Source organism: Methylobacterium sp. EM32, assembly GCF_040593685.1.
Lineage (GTDB): Bacteria > Pseudomonadota > Alphaproteobacteria > Rhizobiales > Beijerinckiaceae > Methylobacterium.
Window position 1 is genome coordinate 59,673 of sequence record NZ_JBEXZS010000041.1, and the last position, 16,090, is coordinate 75,762.

Below are 16,090 nucleotides of genomic sequence, written 5' to 3' on the forward strand. Positions count from 1 at the left end.
AAACTTCCTAAACTCGGTAATCTCAATAAACTTCAAAAACCTCTCGAGCCCATCATGGACCCAAGCGCAAACCCATATGCTCCTGGCGCTGGCACCCGGCCGCCGCTTCTAGCCGGCCGTGATGATCTAGTTGCAAATGCAACTACTGCTCTTGCGCGCGCTAAGCGGGGCAGGCACGGAAAAAGCTTCGTTGCAGTTGGATTGCGTGGTGTTGGAAAGACTGTAGTCCTTAATAAGGTGCTGGAACTCGCAGAGGCTGAACGTTATCAGGTTGCCTACATAGAGGCTCATGACAATGCTTCATTGGCCTCCTTGTTGGTGCCTCAGCTTAGGGCTATTATGTTACGAATAAGCAGAATGGAGGGTGCCAAGGAAGTCGGAAGAAAAAGTCTGGCAATTCTGAAAAACTTTGCAAATGCGCTTAAATTAGAAATTGGTGAGATCGAGTTCGGACTGGATTTTGCAACCGAAGCTGGAATAGCTGACAGTGGTGATCTTGCAAATGATCTTCCTGAGCTGCTGACCGTACTGGGTCAAGCTGCTGCAGATAAGAAAACTGCTATTGCTATTCTAATTGACGAAATTCAATACTTGGCCGAATCGGAGATTGGTGCATTAGTTATGGCGATTCACCGCGTAAATCAACGCGGACTTCCAATTGTTTTAATTGCCGCCGGGCTCCCGCAGATACTTGGTAAAATGGGCGACTCAAAATCTTATGCGGAACGGCTTTTTGATTTTCCACGTGTTGAAGCTTTGAAAAAAGAAGATGCCATATCGGCAATTTCTGTTCCAGCTTTAGACGAGGGGGTGGAGTTCACCACCGACGCACTTAACTTGATTTGTCAGGTGACAAGAGGGTACCCATACTTCCTTCAAGAGTGGGCTTATGTTGCGTGGAATCTGGCGGCGTCTAGCCCAATCACGGCCGATGTTGTTGCTTCGGCCGAGGTTGAGGCTATACGGAGGCTTGATGAAAGCTTTTTTAGAGTACGATTAGAGCGGATGACGCCCACGGAGAGGCGGTACATACAGGCAATGTCCCGCCTAGGTTCAGGTCCTCACTCTTCAGGTGATATCGCGAAATCGTATGGGGCGAGCGTATCCACTGTCGCACCACTGCGGTCAAATCTAATATCAAAGGGCATGATCTGGAGTCCTGCCTATGGAATGACGGATTTTACTGTGCCGCTCTTTGACGAATTTGTAAGGCGCGAAATGCCATGATGGTTGGCCGGAGTGCCTACAATTGCGGTGACCGCAGCTTCACCGCAGCATTTAACTTCTCTGCCACCGCCTCGGGCCTTAAGTGCGTGTAGCGCATCAGCATCCGGGTATCGCGGTGTCCACTGATGAGAGCCACTTCGGGGATGCTCAACCCCATCTCGAAGAACCGGCTCACGGCCTCGTGCCTGAGGTCGTGATAGCGGAAGTCCGGTAACGAGGTGCGCGCCATCGCGCGTCGCCACGCCATCTTCACGGCATCCTCTGTGGTCGGGAAGACCAACGCATCAAGGGCAAGTTCGTCCGGCTTCAGTTCACCGAGCAGGCTCAAGGCCCGCCCCGTAAGCGGGATGGTCCGAGGATGGCCATTCTTAGTCTGCGAGATGTGCAGCGTGCGCTGGGTCCACTCAATGTCCCGCCACCGCAGCCGCAGCACCTCTCCTCGCCTCATAGCGGTCTCCAGCCCGAACTCGACCATCGGCAGAAGGTGCGGATTGCGGGACTGCTGGCACGCAGTGCGCAGCATCTCCCACTCCCCCGGCTCCAGGCGCCTTGAGCGTCCATTGGCCACCTTCGGCTTACTCACCAGGGCGAAGGGGTTCTCGGCCAGGGGAACGTCCCACACCTTCCGGGCTACCTCGAAGGCGTGGCGATAGAGGGCCAACTCCCGGTTGATGCTCGACGGCTTCACGGTCTTCAGCCTGAGGTCCCGGTGAGCCGCCACCTTGCCCACTGTGAGGACGCTCAAGGGCAGCTTCGCAATCTCGTGCTTCAGCAGCACCCGTATTGCCATCTCCTCCCGGACAGCCCCTTTCTTGGTAGGCGTGATGGTATCTCTATAGCGCGTGACGATGTCGCCCACGGTCAGAGTGTCGAGGGCTTTGCGGTTGGCTGGAAGGCCCCTGCGGTCTGCTTCAGCTTCGACCTGCCTCGCCCACGCCTGAGCATCGGCCTTTGTTCCGAAGGACCGGGTGATTGTCGGAGTGCCCTTGCGCCTAACCTGAGCGTGCCACCTGCTACCCCTCTTACGGTACGTTGCCATCGCGCTTGATCCCACTGTGCCAAAATTGTGCCAGTGAGTTCCAAGGGGAGTTGCAGGGCGTCTTCCGGCTCGCTCGAGGTGGTAGTGAGGAGCGCCGCTAAGTGCCTCTCTCCCCTCGCCTATCGGCCCTCATCGAGACCACCGAGGAAGAGCTGATGCACACGGTCTTCCCGCACCCGACGCTCTCGGAGATGATGCACGAGAGCGTGCTCGACGCGTATGGGCGGGTGATCCACACGTAGGCTCGCGCCGAACCGGAAGGCTCCGACACCTCCCGGCTCGCCGCGTGGGCCCGGATGTGCGACAAGCCGGGCCATGCGACCCGGCTCCCTCTCCCTCGACGACTTCCTCGCCCGTCGCGCCGCCGACCGGCGGCTGGCGCGGCTGACCCACGACATGCCGCTGCCGGAGGCGCGCGGGCTCGAATTCGGGCCCGGGGCCAACCCGACGCCCCTGCCCGCGGGCGTGCGGATCGCCACAATCGACCGTGCCCTCGACGCCGGCGCCGGGCTGCCCGGCGCGGCGCCGATCGACCATGCCTGGACCGGCGCGGGCCCCCTCGCCCCGATCGTCGGCCCGGAGCCCTACGACGTCGCCATCGCCGCGCAGGTGGCGCAATACGTGCCGAATCTCCTCGGCTGGCTGCGCGGCATCCACGGGGTGCTGCGCCCGGGCGGGGTGCTCAACCTGTCGCTGCCGGATCGGCGCTTCATGTTCGATGCCGCGCGGCCCGCGAGCACCCTGGCGGAACTCGTCGAGGCCGACCTCCTCGACCTCGCGCGGCCGAGCCCGCGCCAGCTCTTCGCCCATGCGAGCGAGGCGCGGGCGGTGGCGCCCGAGCAGATCTGGGCCGGGGAGGATCCGGCGGCGGCGCCGCGCCTCGCCGGCGAGGCGGCCCTGGCGCATGCCTACGCGGAGGCCGCCGCGGCGCTGGCCACCGGGGCTTACGTGCCGTGCCATTGCTGGGTGTTCACCCCGGATTCCTTCCTCGACCTGGTGGCGGGGGCGACGCAGCTCGGCCTGTTCCCGTTCGTGCTGAACCGGATCGGCGCCACGGAGGTCGGCGGGTTCGAGTTCTACGTCTCGATGCGGCGCGACGCGGAGGAGGAGCCCGGGGCGCTGCGCCGGCTGCAGGGCGGGGCGATCGACTATCTCGGCGGCGTCCTCGCGCGGCAGCGCCGGACCGCGACGCTGCTGGCCGGCCGCTGACGCGGCGCCGAATAGCCGCGCCTGGCGCGCCGGAACCTCGGCTGGCCGCCATCCGTTCCGCGTCATCTCGCGATTGTCGCCATCAGGAGGCCTCTCATGCGCGCTCTCACGGTCCGGGTGTCCGTCGCGGCGGCCCTCATCCTCGGGACGGCGGGCGCCGCGCTCGCCCAGAACAACGATACCGGCAGCGGGCTCTCGCCCTACGCGGCGTTGCGCGGCAACGACCGTTCGGGCGGCGTCAACAACGGCAATTTCCGGCAGCCGCGCTACGACCCCTATCTGCGCACCTACGGACGTCCGCCGGTCGGCTACGGATACGGCTACCGCCCGGCGCCGCCCGCCGCTTACTACGGCTATCCGTACTGAGGCGTCCCTGCGCGCGGCCCCTTGATCCGGCTGCGTTTCCCGGCGACCACCGCCCGGCGGCCCCGACGCGCCGCCGGGAGACCACGATGCCGACACCCTTCCGCGCCGCCCGCTTGCCTGCCCTCGGCCCGCTTTCATGAGCCTGCCGCCCGCGACCGCTGCGCGCCTCGAGGCTCTGCGCCGCGGCGACCTCGTCGGGGCCCGTGAGCTGCGGCTGCCCGGCGGGCCCGAGGGGCGCCTCTCCGAGATGCCGCCCGAGATCCTCGGCCTCGCCGACACGCTCGAATTCCTCGATCTCGGCCAGAACGACCTCACCGCGCTCCCCGCCGATCTCGGCCGGCTGCGCCGGCTCAAGGTGCTGTTCTGCTCCGGCAACCGCTTCGCGCAGCTGCCGCCGGTCCTCGGCGATTGTGTCGCCTTGAGCCAAGTCGGGTTTCGCGGGTCCGGCATCGCCGAGGTGCCGGCTGAGTCCCTTCCTCCGGACCTGCGCTGGCTCACCCTCACCGACAACCGCATCGCGACCCTGCCCGCGGCGCTCGGCGCCCGACCGTTGCTGCAGAAGCTGATGCTGGCGGGCAACCGCCTGCGGGCCCTGCCGGAGAGCTTGGGCGACGCGCGGAACCTCGAACTCCTGCGCATCGCCGCCAACGGGTTCGAGGCTTTGCCCGCCTGCCTCACCGCCCTGCCGCGCCTCGCCTGGCTGTCCTGGGCCGGCAACCCGTTCGAGGACCGCGCGGCCGAGGACCGCACGGCACCCTCCCCCGCGGCCGCGGCTCGGATCGCCTGGCGCGACCTCGCGCTCGGCCCGCTTCTTGGCGAGGGCGCCTCCGGCCGGGTGATGCGGGCGGCGTGGCGGCCGGACGGCACCCGTGAGGCGCGGGCGGTCGCCCTCAAGCTGTTCAAGGGCGCGATGACCAGCGACGGCCTGCCCGAGCGCGAGATGGCGGCCTGCCTTGCGGCGGGGGCGCATCCGCACCTCACCGGCGGGCTCGGCCGCCTCGCCGACCATCCGGATGGCACGGAAGGCCTGCTGATGCCGCTCCTGCCGGAGGATTGGCGGGGGCTCGCCGGGCCGCCGAGCCTGGAGAGCTGCAGCCGCGACGTCTACGATCCCGACCTTCGCCTGACGGCGTCCGCGGCTTTGCGCCTCGCCCGCGGGGTGGCCTCGGGCGCCGCCCACCTGCACGCGCGGGGCTTCGGCCACGGCGACCTCTACGCCCACAACATCCTGTGGGACGGGCGCGACGGCGAGGCGGTTCTGAGCGATCTCGGCGCGGCTTCCGCCCTGGTCCCGGGCCCGGACGGGGCGTTCCTGCAGCGGCTCGACGTGCGGGCCTTCGGGCTCCTCCTCGAGGAGCTGCGGGCGCTCAGCCCCCTCGCCTCCCCGGCCCTCGACGCCCTGGTCGCGGCCTGCACCGGGCCCGACCCGGCGGCGCGGCCGGCGATGGCCGAGGTGCTGGGCGCCCTCGACGTCGTCATCGCGGAATCGGGGCCGGCCTGACCGGCCCCGAACACGTGCTCAGCGGCTCTTCTTGTAGAGCTTGCTCGCGATCTCGAAGATCTCCTCCGGCTTGTAGTTCGGCGCGAAGGCGCCGTAATTGCCGTCGAGCTCCGGGATCTTGCCGCCCTCGGGCGCGCCGTCGACCACTTCGAGGTTGCCCGGCGGATCGCCCGGCAGGGCCACCTCGTCGTTCGACCACACGCCGGCCGCTTCCTGGTAATCCGGCGAGTTGAAGCGGTAGAGCCGGCGGTGGCTGCCCTCCTGCAGGTATTTCTGGCACTCGGGGATGCGGTCGAGGTTGATGTTGGGCGTCGGCAGCATCTGCTCGATGGCGACGCCGGTGAGCTTCTTCAGCGCCAGCGCGTAGGCGTGGGCGTGCACCGAGCCGCGCACCAGCAGGTAGCCGCAGACCTCGCGCCCGGTCGGGTCCTTCAGGGTCTCGTAGACGCGCAGCTTGTGGATGCGCGCGCCGCATTCGAGGTGGAAGTTGTGCAGGAGGTCGATGATGATGTTCCCGGTCGTGGTGACCATGTCCATGTTCCACGACGCGGCATTGGAATTCATCGGCATCGCGCCGCCGCCGTTGCTGAGGAAGCTGCCGGCGAGCCGCACGTCCTGCATGTCGTGGAAGGGGGCCTTCGACACGTCGACGTCCGGCGTCGGGTCGCCGGGGCCGTTGTTGAGCATCGACACGCCGGTCGAGACCAGCTCGACGTGGCCGAGCTCCTCCATGAAGATGCTCGAGACCAGGCTGTAGAACGGCCGCAGCTTCGACTTGTCGCGAAAATTGAAGCTCTGGAACATGTAGTTGCCGAGCGTCGACATCTCGCCGTACTTGCCCCCGAGCAGCTCCTGCAGGGCGGCGGCGGCATTCGGGTCGGGCCTCTTGGGCTGCGGCAGCTCGGCCTGCAGGCGGTCGATCCTCATGAACATGGCACGGCACCTTCTCGCTCGGGGATAGTCCCCGGGAGCATCGCTTTGATCCATGATGGGTTCCGCCGACGCATACTCCCCAGGCGCATCGGTCGCAGGGGGCAGCCCCTCGGAGTGGCGCATCCGCGCCGCAGGGAGCCGGCGCGTGTGGGAAGCGTCGCGATGGGCCTTGACCGCAACGCACCGGCGGGCGCCCCTTGAGAATCGCCGCCCGAATCCCGGACAGCACGATACCGGATCCCATGGCTACCCCGATCGATACCGGCACCATCCTGAACCTGCTGCGCCGCGCGACCGAGACCGTGCGCGCGACCACCGCCCGCGCCGTCGCGGCCGAGGCCCGGGCCGACCGGCTCAGCCGCGAGGTCGGCACCCTGCTGGAACGGGTCGAGGAGGCGCTGCAGGCCGCCGCGGACGAGACGGCCGAGGCCCGTCAGGCCGCCGCCGAGGCTGAGAGAAGCGCCGCCGAGGCCGAAAAGGTCGCGGCCGAGGCCGAGAGGGCCGCCGCGGAGGCGCAGGGCCAGGCCGGCGCGGCCGAGGCCAAGCTGTCCGCCGAGCGGGCCCGGCTGCGCCGCCTGGAGGAGCGCCTGGCCGAGGTGATGGCCGACGCCGCCGCCGCCCGCGCGGCCATCGCCGCCGCCGAGGCCGGCCGCGAGGCGGCCGAGCTGCGCCTCGCCCGCATCCGCGCGGCGCTCGTCGACGAGGCGGCGGTTCAGCCCGAGGAGGCAGAGCGGCCGGCGGCCCTGCACTGAATCCGGCGCCTCTCACGGGCGGGGCCGGCGCCGACGGCGCTCACCCCGCCTTCGACAGCGGATCCGCGATGCTCTCCAGCGACTTGCCCTCCGCATCGACACCCAGCTTCCACTCCGTCACCGCGGCGATCACGAGGAGCAGAGCGGCCCCCGCGTAGCCCCCGGCGAGCGCCCAGTGCTGGCCGGATTCGATCAGGTGGGTGAACAGCCACGGCGCCATCACGCCGCCGGCGCCGGTGCCGAGCGCGTAGAACACCGCGATGGCGAGCGCCCGGGTCTCCAGCGGAAAGATCTCGCTCGCCGTGAGGTAGGCCGAGCTTGCGGCCGCCGAGGCGACGAAGAAGATCGCGATCCACGCGAAGGTCTGGGTCCAGGCGGTGAACAGGTCGAGGCCGAACACCACGGCCGTCGCGAGCAGCAGCAGCCCGCTCAACGCGAAGGTGCCGGCGATCATCCGGCGTCGGCCGACCGTGTCGAAGAAGTGGCCGAGCAGCACAGGCCCCAGGAAGTTGCCGATGGCGAGGGGCACCAGGAACACGCCGGCGCGGTTCTCCGGCACGCCGTAGAACTTCGCCAGGACCAGCCCGTAGGTGAAGAACACCGCGTTGAACAGGAAGGCCTGGGCGATCATCAGCACCAGGGCCAGGATGCTGCGGCCACGGTGCTTGTGCACCATCGAATCGAAGATCTCGCCGAAGCCGAAGCTCTTCTTGGGGTGCACCTCGAGGATGCCCTCGGCCTTCGGGAGCTTCTTCCCCGTCTCGGCCTCGACCGTGCGCTCGATCTCCGCCACCGTGCGCTCGGCCTCCTCCTCGCGGCCGTGGGTGACGAGCCAGCGCGGGCTCTCGGGCACGTAGCGGCGCAGGAACAGGATGCCGAGGCCGAGCACGCCGCCGATGCCGAAGCCGAGGCGCCAGCCGAAATCCGGGTCGAGCAGGTTGGGATCCAGCAGCAGGAGCGAGGCGCCGGCGCCGGCCGCGGCGCCGAGCCAGAAGCTGCCGTTGACGATGAGGTCGACCCGGCCGCGGTACTTGGCCGGGATCAGCTCGTCGATCGCCGAGTTGATCGCCGCGTATTCGCCGCCGATGCCGAGGCCGGTGACGAGGCGAAACAGCGCGAAGCTCCAGAAATCCCAGGCGAGCGCGCTGGCGATGACGCCGCCGACATAGATCATCAGCGTGGCGTAGAAGACGAGGCGGCGGCCGAACCGGTCGGTGAGCCAGCCGAAGACCAGGGCGCCGACGACCGCGCCGACGACGTAGAACGAGGCCGCCCCGCCGATCTGCTGGATCGTCAGGCCGAGCGCCCGCTTGTCCTGCAGGACCGGGCCGATCGCCCCGACGATGGTGACCTCGAGCCCGTCGAGCACCCAGGTGATGCCGAGCGCGACGACGAGGAGCAGGTGGAAGCGGCTCCAGGGCAGCCGGTCCATCCGGGCCGGCACGTCGCTGCGCACCACGCCCGTGCCGGCGCTCTGCGCCGTTCCCGCTGCTGCTGCCAAATCTCCTGCAGCCACGTGGCATCCTCCCGATTCATCCGTGGCACACTCAAACCGCAGCGCAGCCGTTGCGTTCCGCGCACCTCTCCCGCACACCGGACGAGATCCGCGCCCGTCCCGCCCATGCTCCGCATCGAGTCCCTCCGCCGCGACCGTTTCGGGCCCTTCGACCTCGTGCTGGAAGCGGGCGAGGTCTGCGCGGTCACGGGCCCGTCGGGGGCGGGCAAGAGCGTGCTCTTGCGCATGATTGCCGATCTCGACCCGTCCGAGGGCCGGGTCAGCCTCGACGGGACCGACCGGGAGGCGATGGCAGCCCCGCTCTGGCGCCGGCAGGTGACCTACCTCGCCGCCGAACCAGGCTGGTGGGCCGAGGGCGTGGCCGAGCACTTTTCCGCCGATGCCCCTGCCCGCCTCGCCGCGGAGCGGGCGGCCCTGCTCCTGCCGCCGGAGGTCTTTGGCTGGCCGGTGGCGCGGCTCTCCACCGGCGAGCGCCAGCGCCTCGCCCTGCTGCGGGCGCTCGCAGGCCATCCCCGCGTGCTGCTCCTCGACGAGCCGACCGCCTCACTCGATCCCGCGAGCGTCCGGGGCGCCGAGGCGGTGATCGAAGGCCGCCGCGCCGCCGGCCTGATCGTCGTCCTCGTCTCGCACGATCCCGCGCAGGTGGCGCGCCTGACGACCCGCCGGCTCGCGGTGGCGGGCGGGCGCCCCCTATGATCGAACCGGCATGATTCCGTCGCCCGGCCCGCTCGACCTCGCCCTCGGGGCGGGCTTCGTCCTCGTCAATGCCGCCCTGTCAGCGGCGCTCGGGCTCGGGCTCGCCCGTACGATCCTGGTCGCGGCCTGCCGGCTGGTGGCGCAGCTCACCCTGGTCGGGCTGGTGTTGCGCACGGTGTTCGGCCTCGGCGCGCCGGGACCAGTGGTCGGGGTAGTCGTCGTGATGGCGCTCGCCGCCGCCTACGAGATCGGCGCCCGGCAGGAGCGGCCCCTGCGGGGGCCGTGGCGCTACGCGCTCGGCGGCGCCGTCACGGCGGGGGCGACGGTGATCGCCGTCGCGGTTGGCCTCTCGGCGTTGCGCCCGCATCCGTGGTGGGACCCGCACGCGCTGATCCCGCTCGCCGGGATCGTGCTGGGCTCGGTGATGAGCGGGATCGCGATCGGGCTCAACGGCTTCACGGGCGCCGTGCGGCGCGAGCGGGCGGGGATCGAGGCGCGCCTGGCGCTCGGCGCCACCCGGGACGAGGCGCTGGCGCCGCTCGTGCGCAGCGCGATCCGGGCCGGGCTGATCCCGGTGCTCAACCAGATGGCGGCGGCCGGATTGATCACGCTGCCGGGGATGATGACCGGCCAGATCCTCGCCGGGCAGGACCCGCAGGGCGCGGCCGCGTCGCAGATCCTGATCCTGTTCCTGCTGGCGGGCGCGAGCGGCCTCGGGGTGACGGGGGCGGTCCTCGCCGCGTCGCGCCGGCTCACCGACGCGCGCCACCGCCTGCGGCTCGACCGGCTGGCGTGATGCCCCGTAGGGTTTAACCCGGGCTGCGGCCGGTCTCGGCGGCGGCGACGCGGCAGATGTTGCGGGCGGGGCCGAGCTCGGCGAGCGGGGTCTGCTGGGTGGTGCGCGCGACCCGGACCGGGTGCGAGGTCCAGCGGGCGCTGCCGGCGGAGCCGGACTGGAGCTGGGCGAGCTGGGTCGCGGCGGACGGGACCCGGCGCGGCGTCGCGCCCTCGCGGTCGTACCACGGGCGCTTCTCGTAGAAGGCGTTGCCGCCCGCCAGCGCGACGTAGTGCATGTTGCGGTAGGAGAAGGTGTAGCCGGCGGTGTGGAAGAACATCGCGCCGCCGACCTTCTCGTGGCGCTCACCGGCGAGGATCGCGTCGGCGACCTGCACCGCCTTCTCGCGCTCCTTGTCGCGCATCGGCTTGTGCAGCACGCCGGTGGCGAACTGGCGCTTCTGGCCGACGACGCCGCAGATCGAGTTCGGGTAGGCCGGCGCCTCGAGCCGGTTCATCACCACGGTGCCGACCGCGAGCAGACCCTCCTCGCTCGAGCGGTTGGACTCGAAGTACATCGCGCGGGCGAGGCAGTCCCGGTCGGCGCTGGTGACGGCGGCGAGCTGCTTGCGGTCCGGAAGGCTTCCCGTCGTGTCGACCCCGGCCGGCATCAGGCTGCAGGCACCGAGATGCGGCGCCGTGGCGAGAACCGCCAGGGCGGCGGTGATGGGGAAAGTCCGGTTCCGCGTCATGCAGGCCCCTGTCGTGCATTGCCGGGCACGGCCGGTATGGCCGCGCTCCAGGTCAAGCTTGGGGCGGAATGTGGCGAAGACGGGGCACGGATACGGTTCGTAAACCAATCGTCCCGGTTGCCAGTCAGATACAAGCGACGTGATGCAAACGGGAAACACCGCCGGCTCACCATCGCGATCCCGGCCTAGAGGCCCCGGAACGGCGGCACGATCACGGCCCGATCATGGCCAGTCGAGGGCAGCGCGGCCGTGTGGCGACGACGCCTCGGACCCGCCTCCGCGCCGGTTCCGGCAGTCCTGCGGCGATGTCGCGAGATCCGGCCTCCCGCCCGGATCGGTCGAGGACAGGGGCACGAAGTCGAGGCCGGCCGGCGAGACCTCGCGGCGCAGGCCCATGTCACGCAGCAACCTGTCGTCGAGGCCGGACAACCGCGTGCGGTCGCGGCGGTGACGCAGGAGTCGCGCCAGGCCGCCCTCCCCGGGCGGACCGCTCCCGGGGGCGCTCGAGCGGCAGAGGACGAGGAGGCGGCGAATCAGCGGCGGCATGGCGGGCGGTTTCCGGTGGGGATGGGCGATCCTCGCCCACCCGCCGGACCGCGTGCTTCGGCCCCGGCCGAAACGGCCGATCCCATGATTCGGCCGGGGCCGAAGCGTCGGGCCTCGCCCTGCTCTAGAACGTGAGGAATAGACGATGAGGAATTTGGGGAGCCTGCCCCGAGGATCCTCCTTGAGGATTCATCCGTAAGGAGCCCGTCATGGTGACCATCTCCGCCTTCGCCCGCACCGCCGCCCTGGTGGGCGATCCGGCCCGCGCCGGCATGCTGGCCGTGCTGATGGACGGACGGGCGCTGACCGCGTCGGAACTCGCCCGCGCCGCCGGCGTGACGCCGCAGACCGCGAGCGGCCATCTCGCGCAGCTCGCGGAGGCCGGCCTCCTCACGGTCGCGCGCCAGGGGCGCCACCGCTACCACCGCCTCGCCTCCCCGGCGGTGGCGCGGATGCTGGAGGGCGTGATGGCGGTGGCCGCCGGCGCGACGCCGGCCCCCGCCCGGCCGTCCGCCCGGCCTCCCGGCCCCCGGGACGCCGCCCTGCGCGAGGCCCGGACCTGCTACGACCACCTCGCCGGCCGCCTCGCCGTCGCGATGGCGGATTCCCTCGTGGCGCGCGGCGCGGTCGAGCTCGGCGAGGATGGCGGTGCCCTCACGCCTTCGGGCGAGGAGTTCCTGCGCGGCCTCGGGGTCGATCTCGCCGCGGCGTCCGAGACGAATCGCCCTCGCCGGCGGGTCTTCTGCCGCCCCTGCCTCGACTGGAGCGAGCGCCGGCCCCACATCGCCGGCGCCCTCGGCGCAGCCCTGCTGGCGACCTGCCTCGACCGCGACTGGCTGCGCCGGAGCGAGGGCAGCCGGGCCGTCGCGGTGACGCCGGCCGGGCGCCTCGCCCTGGGCCGGGCCTTCGGCTACGGGCGTCCTTGCGCCTGCGGCGACGCGGCCTGACCGTCTCATGGGATTTCCGATTGATCGCTTCACGCGATCCTGCCGGATCGCATCGCGATGCGGAAATCGGTTTCGCTCAGGTGCCGCGCGGGCTTGCGCGACGAGTTCCGGACGCGACCGTCGGGAACTCGTCTCACGCCGCCGGCCGGGCGTCATCGGACGTCGCGGAGGCGGTCTGCAGCGCCAGGGGACTGCCGAGGGGCGTGTTGCCGCGGCCGGTGCGGCGGCGCTCCGTCGCCTCCCGCATGAGGGTGTGGGCGTACTCGGTCAGGGTGTCGCCGAGATCGGCCAGGGTGTCGGCCGTGCTCTCCTGGACGTTGGTGGCGTGGCAGGCCACGTCCACCAGGCCCTCCATCATGCCGACGATGTCGCTGAGCGCCCGGACCAGGGGCGGCAGGATGTCGGCCATCTCGTCGATCGTCGGCGGGGTGCGGCTGGTCATGATCTCTCTCGTCTCTCGTCTCTCGCGCCGTCGCTGGCGCGGCATGTCGGGGCGGCCGTGTCATACGGTTTCCGATGGATCGCTTCAGGCGATCCTGTCGGATCGCTGTCGCGATGCGGAAACCGGCTTCGCTCAAGCGTCGCGCGGGCTTGTGATCCCACTTCCGGAAGGAATCCTCCGGAAGCAGGATCAGGCCATCAGGTAGGTCGGCGAGGTCGGGGCCAGGACCGAGGCCTTGGTGCCCCGGATCTCCTGCAGCTTGCGCAGGGTGCGGGCGTCGAAGCGGGCCTCCACCGCGATGATGCGCTCGCCGTCGATCTCCGCCGGCACGCCGAGCGGCACCGCCCGGAAATGCAGCTGGAGGACGTGGAGCAGGTAGAGGATCGGCATCTGGGCGAGGAAGCACGTCACCCCGTTCTCCAGGCCCCACTCGACGATGCCGGTCATCACCTGGAGGGTGACCGGATGGTTCTTGCCGCGGGTGCGGTGGCCCGGCGCCACCGCCTGGCGGGTCCATTCCCAGATCTGCGGGCCGGCCGGCCGGTCGCCCTCGCACAGCTCCGGCAGCACGTCCGAGAGAAGGTGTGGCCGGGTCGTCGGCAGGAGCCGGCTGTAGCCGATCACCTGGCCGTTCTCGATCGCCAGGAAATGGGCGGCGTGGGCGGTGTCGAACTGGTCGATCTCGCGCCCGTCCGGGCGGCGCAGGGCGTTCCACCCCTTCTCCTCGACGAAGACCTTGTGGCGCAGGCGCCAGACCTCCTCCATCTCGGCGGCGTAGCGGTCCTGGTTGGCGGCGGTGACGACGTGGATCATGGGAAAGGGCTCCTGGTCTCGGACCCCTTGTCCATGCTCTGACGGCTCGGCCGTACTGGGGAATTTCCTAGGAACCCGGTCCCGGGCGGGCCCGCGCGGCGCGGCGGGCCGGCCCTGCCGGCCATGCAATCCCGGGCCGGCCCTGCCGGCCATGCAATCCACCGCGGCGCGAACCGGGAGGCCAGGCTTGGTGTTGACTCGCCGGAATGAGCCGGAGAGGTCGAATGTCGATGCCGTTGACCCGCACCATCGCCCTGGCGGCGGCCGTCGCGCTTCTGGCGCCCGTCGGGCGGGCGAGTGCGCAAGGGACCGAGCGGCAGCGCCTGGCCTGCATGACGGACGCCATGACGCTGTGCGCGAACGACGTGCCCAACACGCGGCGCATCGAGGCGTGCCTGCGCCGGAACTATGCCAGCGTCAGCCCGCCCTGCCAGGGGGAGCTCGATGCGGCCCGCGCCGCCGCCGGCGGCCCCGATGCCGCCGGGAGCGCGGCCCCCTACCGCCGCTGACCGGCGGATCGCTCGTCCCGCGGGACGAAATCCGCATCTCCGTTCGCGACGTCCCGGTGGCGAGGGCCCGGTCCGCGGGATAAGCTCGGGATGGACGGCGCCGGCGGGATCAACCCGCCGGCGACCGTGCGCACGGGAGGACGCACATGGCGGAGACGGAGAACTGCTCGCGGCGGGTGCTGCTGGCGGGCCTGACGGCGGGTCTGGCGATGCCGGCGCTGGCGGCCGGGACGGGCACGGCGCGGGCCGCGGACGAGAGCGAGGCGGTGGCCCGCCAGCTCGAGGCCCTGCGCGTCGCGATCGTGGAGGGCGACGCCAAGGCGCTCGACGCCCTCACCCATCCGCAGATGAGCTACGGCCATTCCAGCGGCCGCAAGATCGAGACCAAGCCCCAGTTCATCGCCAGCCTCGCCGGCAAGACCAACTACAAGTCGCTGACCTTCTCCGAGCAGTGGATCCAGGTCGTCGGCGACAACGCCCTGGTGCGCCACGTCTGGGACGGCGCCGACATCCTGCCCAACGGCGAGACCGGCCGCTCCTACATCGCGGTGCTGCAGGTCTGGCTGAAGGACGGGGGCCAGTGGCGGCTGCTCGCCCGGCAGAGCACCCCGCTCAAGCCCGCCTGAGGAGATCCGGCCAACAGAGCTGGCAAGCACATCCGGAACGACGGCCAAGCTCGGGCGTTTTCGCTCGCCGCACCGATGCCCGGTCGCGGCGGAGCGGGAGCGTGGGCGGTGCGGTCCGACCGGCAGGTGAGCACGATCAGGCTGGTAATCGAGGCCGTCCGCCTCGCCAGCACCCTGGCCGTCAAGGAGATCACGCTGTTCTCCGACGAGGTCGACCGGATCGTCCGGGTCGTCTCGGGCTGGACCCTGTGGGGTGGCGCGATCCTGCTCTTCGCCTGCGTCAGCGGGTTCCTGCTGCTGATGGCCCTGGTGAAGGGGCTGGCGGCCTTGATCGGCTCGGAGGCGGTCGCCGCGGTGATCGGGGCGGCACCCTTCGCCTTCGCGGCCGTCCTGCTCACGTGGTGGGGCCTGCGGAAGATGGACCTGCGGCGGTAGGCTACTGCGCGAGATAGGCCGGGACGCGGGCCAGCGCGTCGGCCCGTGCCGCCGGATCGATCCCCGTATGGGCAATGCCGTCCCGGTTGACCGTGTAGGCGAGGCCGCGCCGCTCGCGGACGGCTGAGTCAGGCGCGTCGAAATCGTGGACCGCGCCCGGGTAGACCGTGATCTCGACCGGCTCGCCCCGGCCTCTCGCCTCCTCCGCCAGGGCGCGGCAGGGCTCGGCGCCGGTCCAGTCGTCGGCGCCGCCGACCAGGATGAGAAGCGGCGTGCGGTCGCGCCAGCCCCGCTCCAGGGCGGTGCGGCAGCCCGGATAGAACGCGACGGCGCGGGCGAAGGGCGTGGATCGGCCGGCCCGGACCGCCGCCAGCACCGTCGAGCCGCCGTTGGACCAGCCGAGCAGCGAGACCGCATCCGGCCGCACGTCGGGCCGGCCGCGCAGCCAGGTCCCGGCGGCCTCGGCATCCGCCACGCGCTCGCGGCCGGGGCGGATCTCGCGCTGGGAGACCCGGCATTGCGGGCCGAGGCCGCGGGAGCCGAAGCTGTCGGGAAACAGCACCAGGAAGCCCTGCGCCGCCAGGCGCTCACCCCAGTCGGCGTGCCGCCCGGTGAGCGCGCCGCTCCGGTCATACAGGCCGCCGCAGCCGTGCAGCGCGACGACCGCCGGGAACGGGCCCGCGCCGGTGGGCCGGTAAAGCTTGCCCTGGAGCGCGATCCCGCCCGGACCCGGGAGGGTGACGGAGACGGGCTCCGCCCGCGCGGTCGTCAGCGTGGCGAGAAGAGCCGCAGCGGCGGTGATGGTACGCCAAGGGGCGCGTCGAGAAGCGGCGCGTGCGGCGTGGGTGCGGCGTCGAAGCCCGGCCATTCGTCCTCCGAGAGGCACGCGAAATCGCGGTCATGCGCCGCGAGCATGGCCGTTGTGCGCTGCAATCGATTGCCGTGTGCGCCGCAACATGAGAAAACGTTTTCGTACCGCCGCGATGGCGTCGCGGCGGTGCAGCCCT

At 70.5% G+C, this 16,090-nt stretch carries 20 protein-coding genes; 12 read left to right on the plus strand and 8 right to left on the minus strand.

Annotation, left to right across the window (positions count from 1 at the left end; translation table 11 throughout):
* Positions 1-54 precede the first annotated feature (54 nt).
* Positions 55-1,227, plus strand: coding sequence for an ATP-binding protein (locus tag ABZT49_RS06510; protein WP_355284554.1), 1,173 nt, complete (start codon positions 55-57; stop codon positions 1,225-1,227).
* A 16-nt stretch (positions 1,228-1,243) separates the two neighbouring features.
* On the opposite strand, the gene ABZT49_RS06515 is transcribed toward ABZT49_RS06510, so the two are convergent.
* Entirely contained in the window at positions 1,244-2,086 is an 843-nt protein-coding gene (locus ABZT49_RS06515; protein WP_355284557.1) for a site-specific integrase, read from the minus strand.
* A 281-nt stretch (positions 2,087-2,367) separates the two neighbouring features.
* Here ABZT49_RS06515 and ABZT49_RS06520 point away from each other — a divergent pair, with 281 nt between their 5' ends.
* From ABZT49_RS06520 to ABZT49_RS06535, 4 genes are all read left to right on the plus strand, one after another.
* Positions 2,368-2,508 carry a hypothetical protein gene (locus ABZT49_RS06520; protein ID WP_355284560.1) on the plus strand — a complete coding sequence of 47 codons (141 nt, stop codon included), beginning with the start codon at positions 2,368-2,370 and terminating at the stop codon, positions 2,506-2,508.
* A 73-nt stretch (positions 2,509-2,581) separates the two neighbouring features.
* The gene (locus ABZT49_RS06525; protein WP_355284563.1) at positions 2,582-3,475 is read left to right on the plus strand and encodes a class I SAM-dependent methyltransferase; all 894 of its coding nucleotides are present in this window, start codon (positions 2,582-2,584) and stop codon (positions 3,473-3,475) included.
* Between the two features lie 96 nt (positions 3,476-3,571).
* A complete protein-coding gene (locus ABZT49_RS06530; RefSeq protein ID WP_355284566.1) occupies positions 3,572-3,841 on the plus strand; it encodes a hypothetical protein in 270 nt (89 codons plus the stop codon).
* A 136-nt stretch (positions 3,842-3,977) separates the two neighbouring features.
* Complete coding sequence (locus tag ABZT49_RS06535; protein ID WP_355284569.1) at positions 3,978-5,342, plus strand: leucine-rich repeat-containing protein kinase family protein; 1,365 nt, start codon at positions 3,978-3,980, stop codon at positions 5,340-5,342.
* An 18-nt stretch (positions 5,343-5,360) separates the two neighbouring features.
* On the opposite strand, the gene ABZT49_RS06540 is transcribed toward ABZT49_RS06535, so the two are convergent.
* Entirely contained in the window at positions 5,361-6,275 is a 915-nt protein-coding gene (locus ABZT49_RS06540; protein ID WP_355284572.1) for a manganese catalase family protein, read from the minus strand.
* Positions 6,276-6,517: 242 nt separating this feature from the next.
* On the opposite strand from ABZT49_RS06540, the gene ABZT49_RS06545 reads away from it, so the two are divergent.
* Positions 6,518-7,027: a hypothetical protein gene (locus ABZT49_RS06545; RefSeq protein ID WP_355284575.1), complete on the plus strand. Its 510-nt coding sequence runs from the start codon at positions 6,518-6,520 to the stop codon at positions 7,025-7,027.
* Positions 7,028-7,067: 40 nt separating this feature from the next.
* Here ABZT49_RS06545 and ABZT49_RS06550 read toward each other — a convergent pair whose 3' ends face one another.
* Positions 7,068-8,459: an MFS transporter gene (locus ABZT49_RS06550; RefSeq protein WP_355284619.1), complete on the minus strand. Its 1,392-nt coding sequence runs from the start codon at positions 8,457-8,459 to the stop codon at positions 7,068-7,070.
* 189 nt (positions 8,460-8,648) lie between these two features.
* On the opposite strand from ABZT49_RS06550, the gene ABZT49_RS06555 reads away from it, so the two are divergent.
* Positions 8,649-9,239: an ABC transporter ATP-binding protein gene (locus ABZT49_RS06555; RefSeq protein WP_355284578.1), complete on the plus strand. Its 591-nt coding sequence runs from the start codon at positions 8,649-8,651 to the stop codon at positions 9,237-9,239.
* A 10-nt stretch (positions 9,240-9,249) separates the two neighbouring features.
* The gene (locus ABZT49_RS06560; protein ID WP_355284580.1) at positions 9,250-10,035 is read left to right on the plus strand and encodes an ABC transporter permease; all 786 of its coding nucleotides are present in this window, start codon (positions 9,250-9,252) and stop codon (positions 10,033-10,035) included.
* A 13-nt stretch (positions 10,036-10,048) separates the two neighbouring features.
* Here ABZT49_RS06560 and ABZT49_RS06565 read toward each other — a convergent pair whose 3' ends face one another.
* Both ABZT49_RS06565 and ABZT49_RS06570 read right to left on the minus strand, forming a co-directional pair.
* Positions 10,049-10,765, minus strand: a complete 717-nt coding sequence (locus tag ABZT49_RS06565; RefSeq protein WP_407943451.1) for a cell wall hydrolase — start codon at positions 10,763-10,765, stop codon at positions 10,049-10,051.
* A gap of 222 nt (positions 10,766-10,987) precedes the next feature.
* On the minus strand, positions 10,988-11,311 hold the full coding sequence (locus tag ABZT49_RS06570) for a DUF1127 domain-containing protein (protein ID WP_355284583.1): 324 nt from the start codon (positions 11,309-11,311) through the stop codon (positions 10,988-10,990).
* A gap of 209 nt (positions 11,312-11,520) precedes the next feature.
* On the opposite strand from ABZT49_RS06570, the gene ABZT49_RS06575 reads away from it, so the two are divergent.
* A complete protein-coding gene (locus ABZT49_RS06575) occupies positions 11,521-12,258 on the plus strand; it encodes a helix-turn-helix transcriptional regulator (protein WP_355284586.1) in 738 nt (245 codons plus the stop codon).
* 133 nt (positions 12,259-12,391) lie between these two features.
* Here the strand turns inward: ABZT49_RS06575 and ABZT49_RS06580 are convergent, their stop codons facing one another.
* Together ABZT49_RS06580 and ABZT49_RS06585 are read right to left on the minus strand one after the other, a co-directional pair.
* On the minus strand, positions 12,392-12,700 hold the full coding sequence (locus ABZT49_RS06580) for a hypothetical protein (RefSeq protein ID WP_355284589.1): 309 nt from the start codon (positions 12,698-12,700) through the stop codon (positions 12,392-12,394).
* Positions 12,701-12,889: 189 nt separating this feature from the next.
* Positions 12,890-13,513, minus strand: a complete 624-nt coding sequence (locus tag ABZT49_RS06585) for an acyl-homoserine-lactone synthase (RefSeq protein ID WP_355284592.1) — start codon at positions 13,511-13,513, stop codon at positions 12,890-12,892.
* A gap of 224 nt (positions 13,514-13,737) precedes the next feature.
* Here ABZT49_RS06585 and ABZT49_RS06590 point away from each other — a divergent pair, with 224 nt between their 5' ends.
* From ABZT49_RS06590 to ABZT49_RS06600, 3 genes are all read left to right on the plus strand, one after another.
* The gene (locus ABZT49_RS06590; protein WP_355284595.1) at positions 13,738-14,022 is read left to right on the plus strand and encodes a hypothetical protein; all 285 of its coding nucleotides are present in this window, start codon (positions 13,738-13,740) and stop codon (positions 14,020-14,022) included.
* Between the two features lie 146 nt (positions 14,023-14,168).
* Positions 14,169-14,648, plus strand: coding sequence for a nuclear transport factor 2 family protein (locus tag ABZT49_RS06595; RefSeq protein ID WP_355284598.1), 480 nt, complete (start codon positions 14,169-14,171; stop codon positions 14,646-14,648).
* A gap of 126 nt (positions 14,649-14,774) precedes the next feature.
* On the plus strand, positions 14,775-15,083 hold the full coding sequence (locus ABZT49_RS06600) for a phage holin family protein (protein WP_355284602.1): 309 nt from the start codon (positions 14,775-14,777) through the stop codon (positions 15,081-15,083).
* Position 15,084: 1 nt separating this feature from the next.
* On the opposite strand, the gene ABZT49_RS06605 is transcribed toward ABZT49_RS06600, so the two are convergent.
* Complete coding sequence (locus ABZT49_RS06605) at positions 15,085-15,951, minus strand: dienelactone hydrolase family protein (protein WP_355284605.1); 867 nt, start codon at positions 15,949-15,951, stop codon at positions 15,085-15,087.
* Positions 15,952-16,090: the final 139 nt, after the last annotated feature.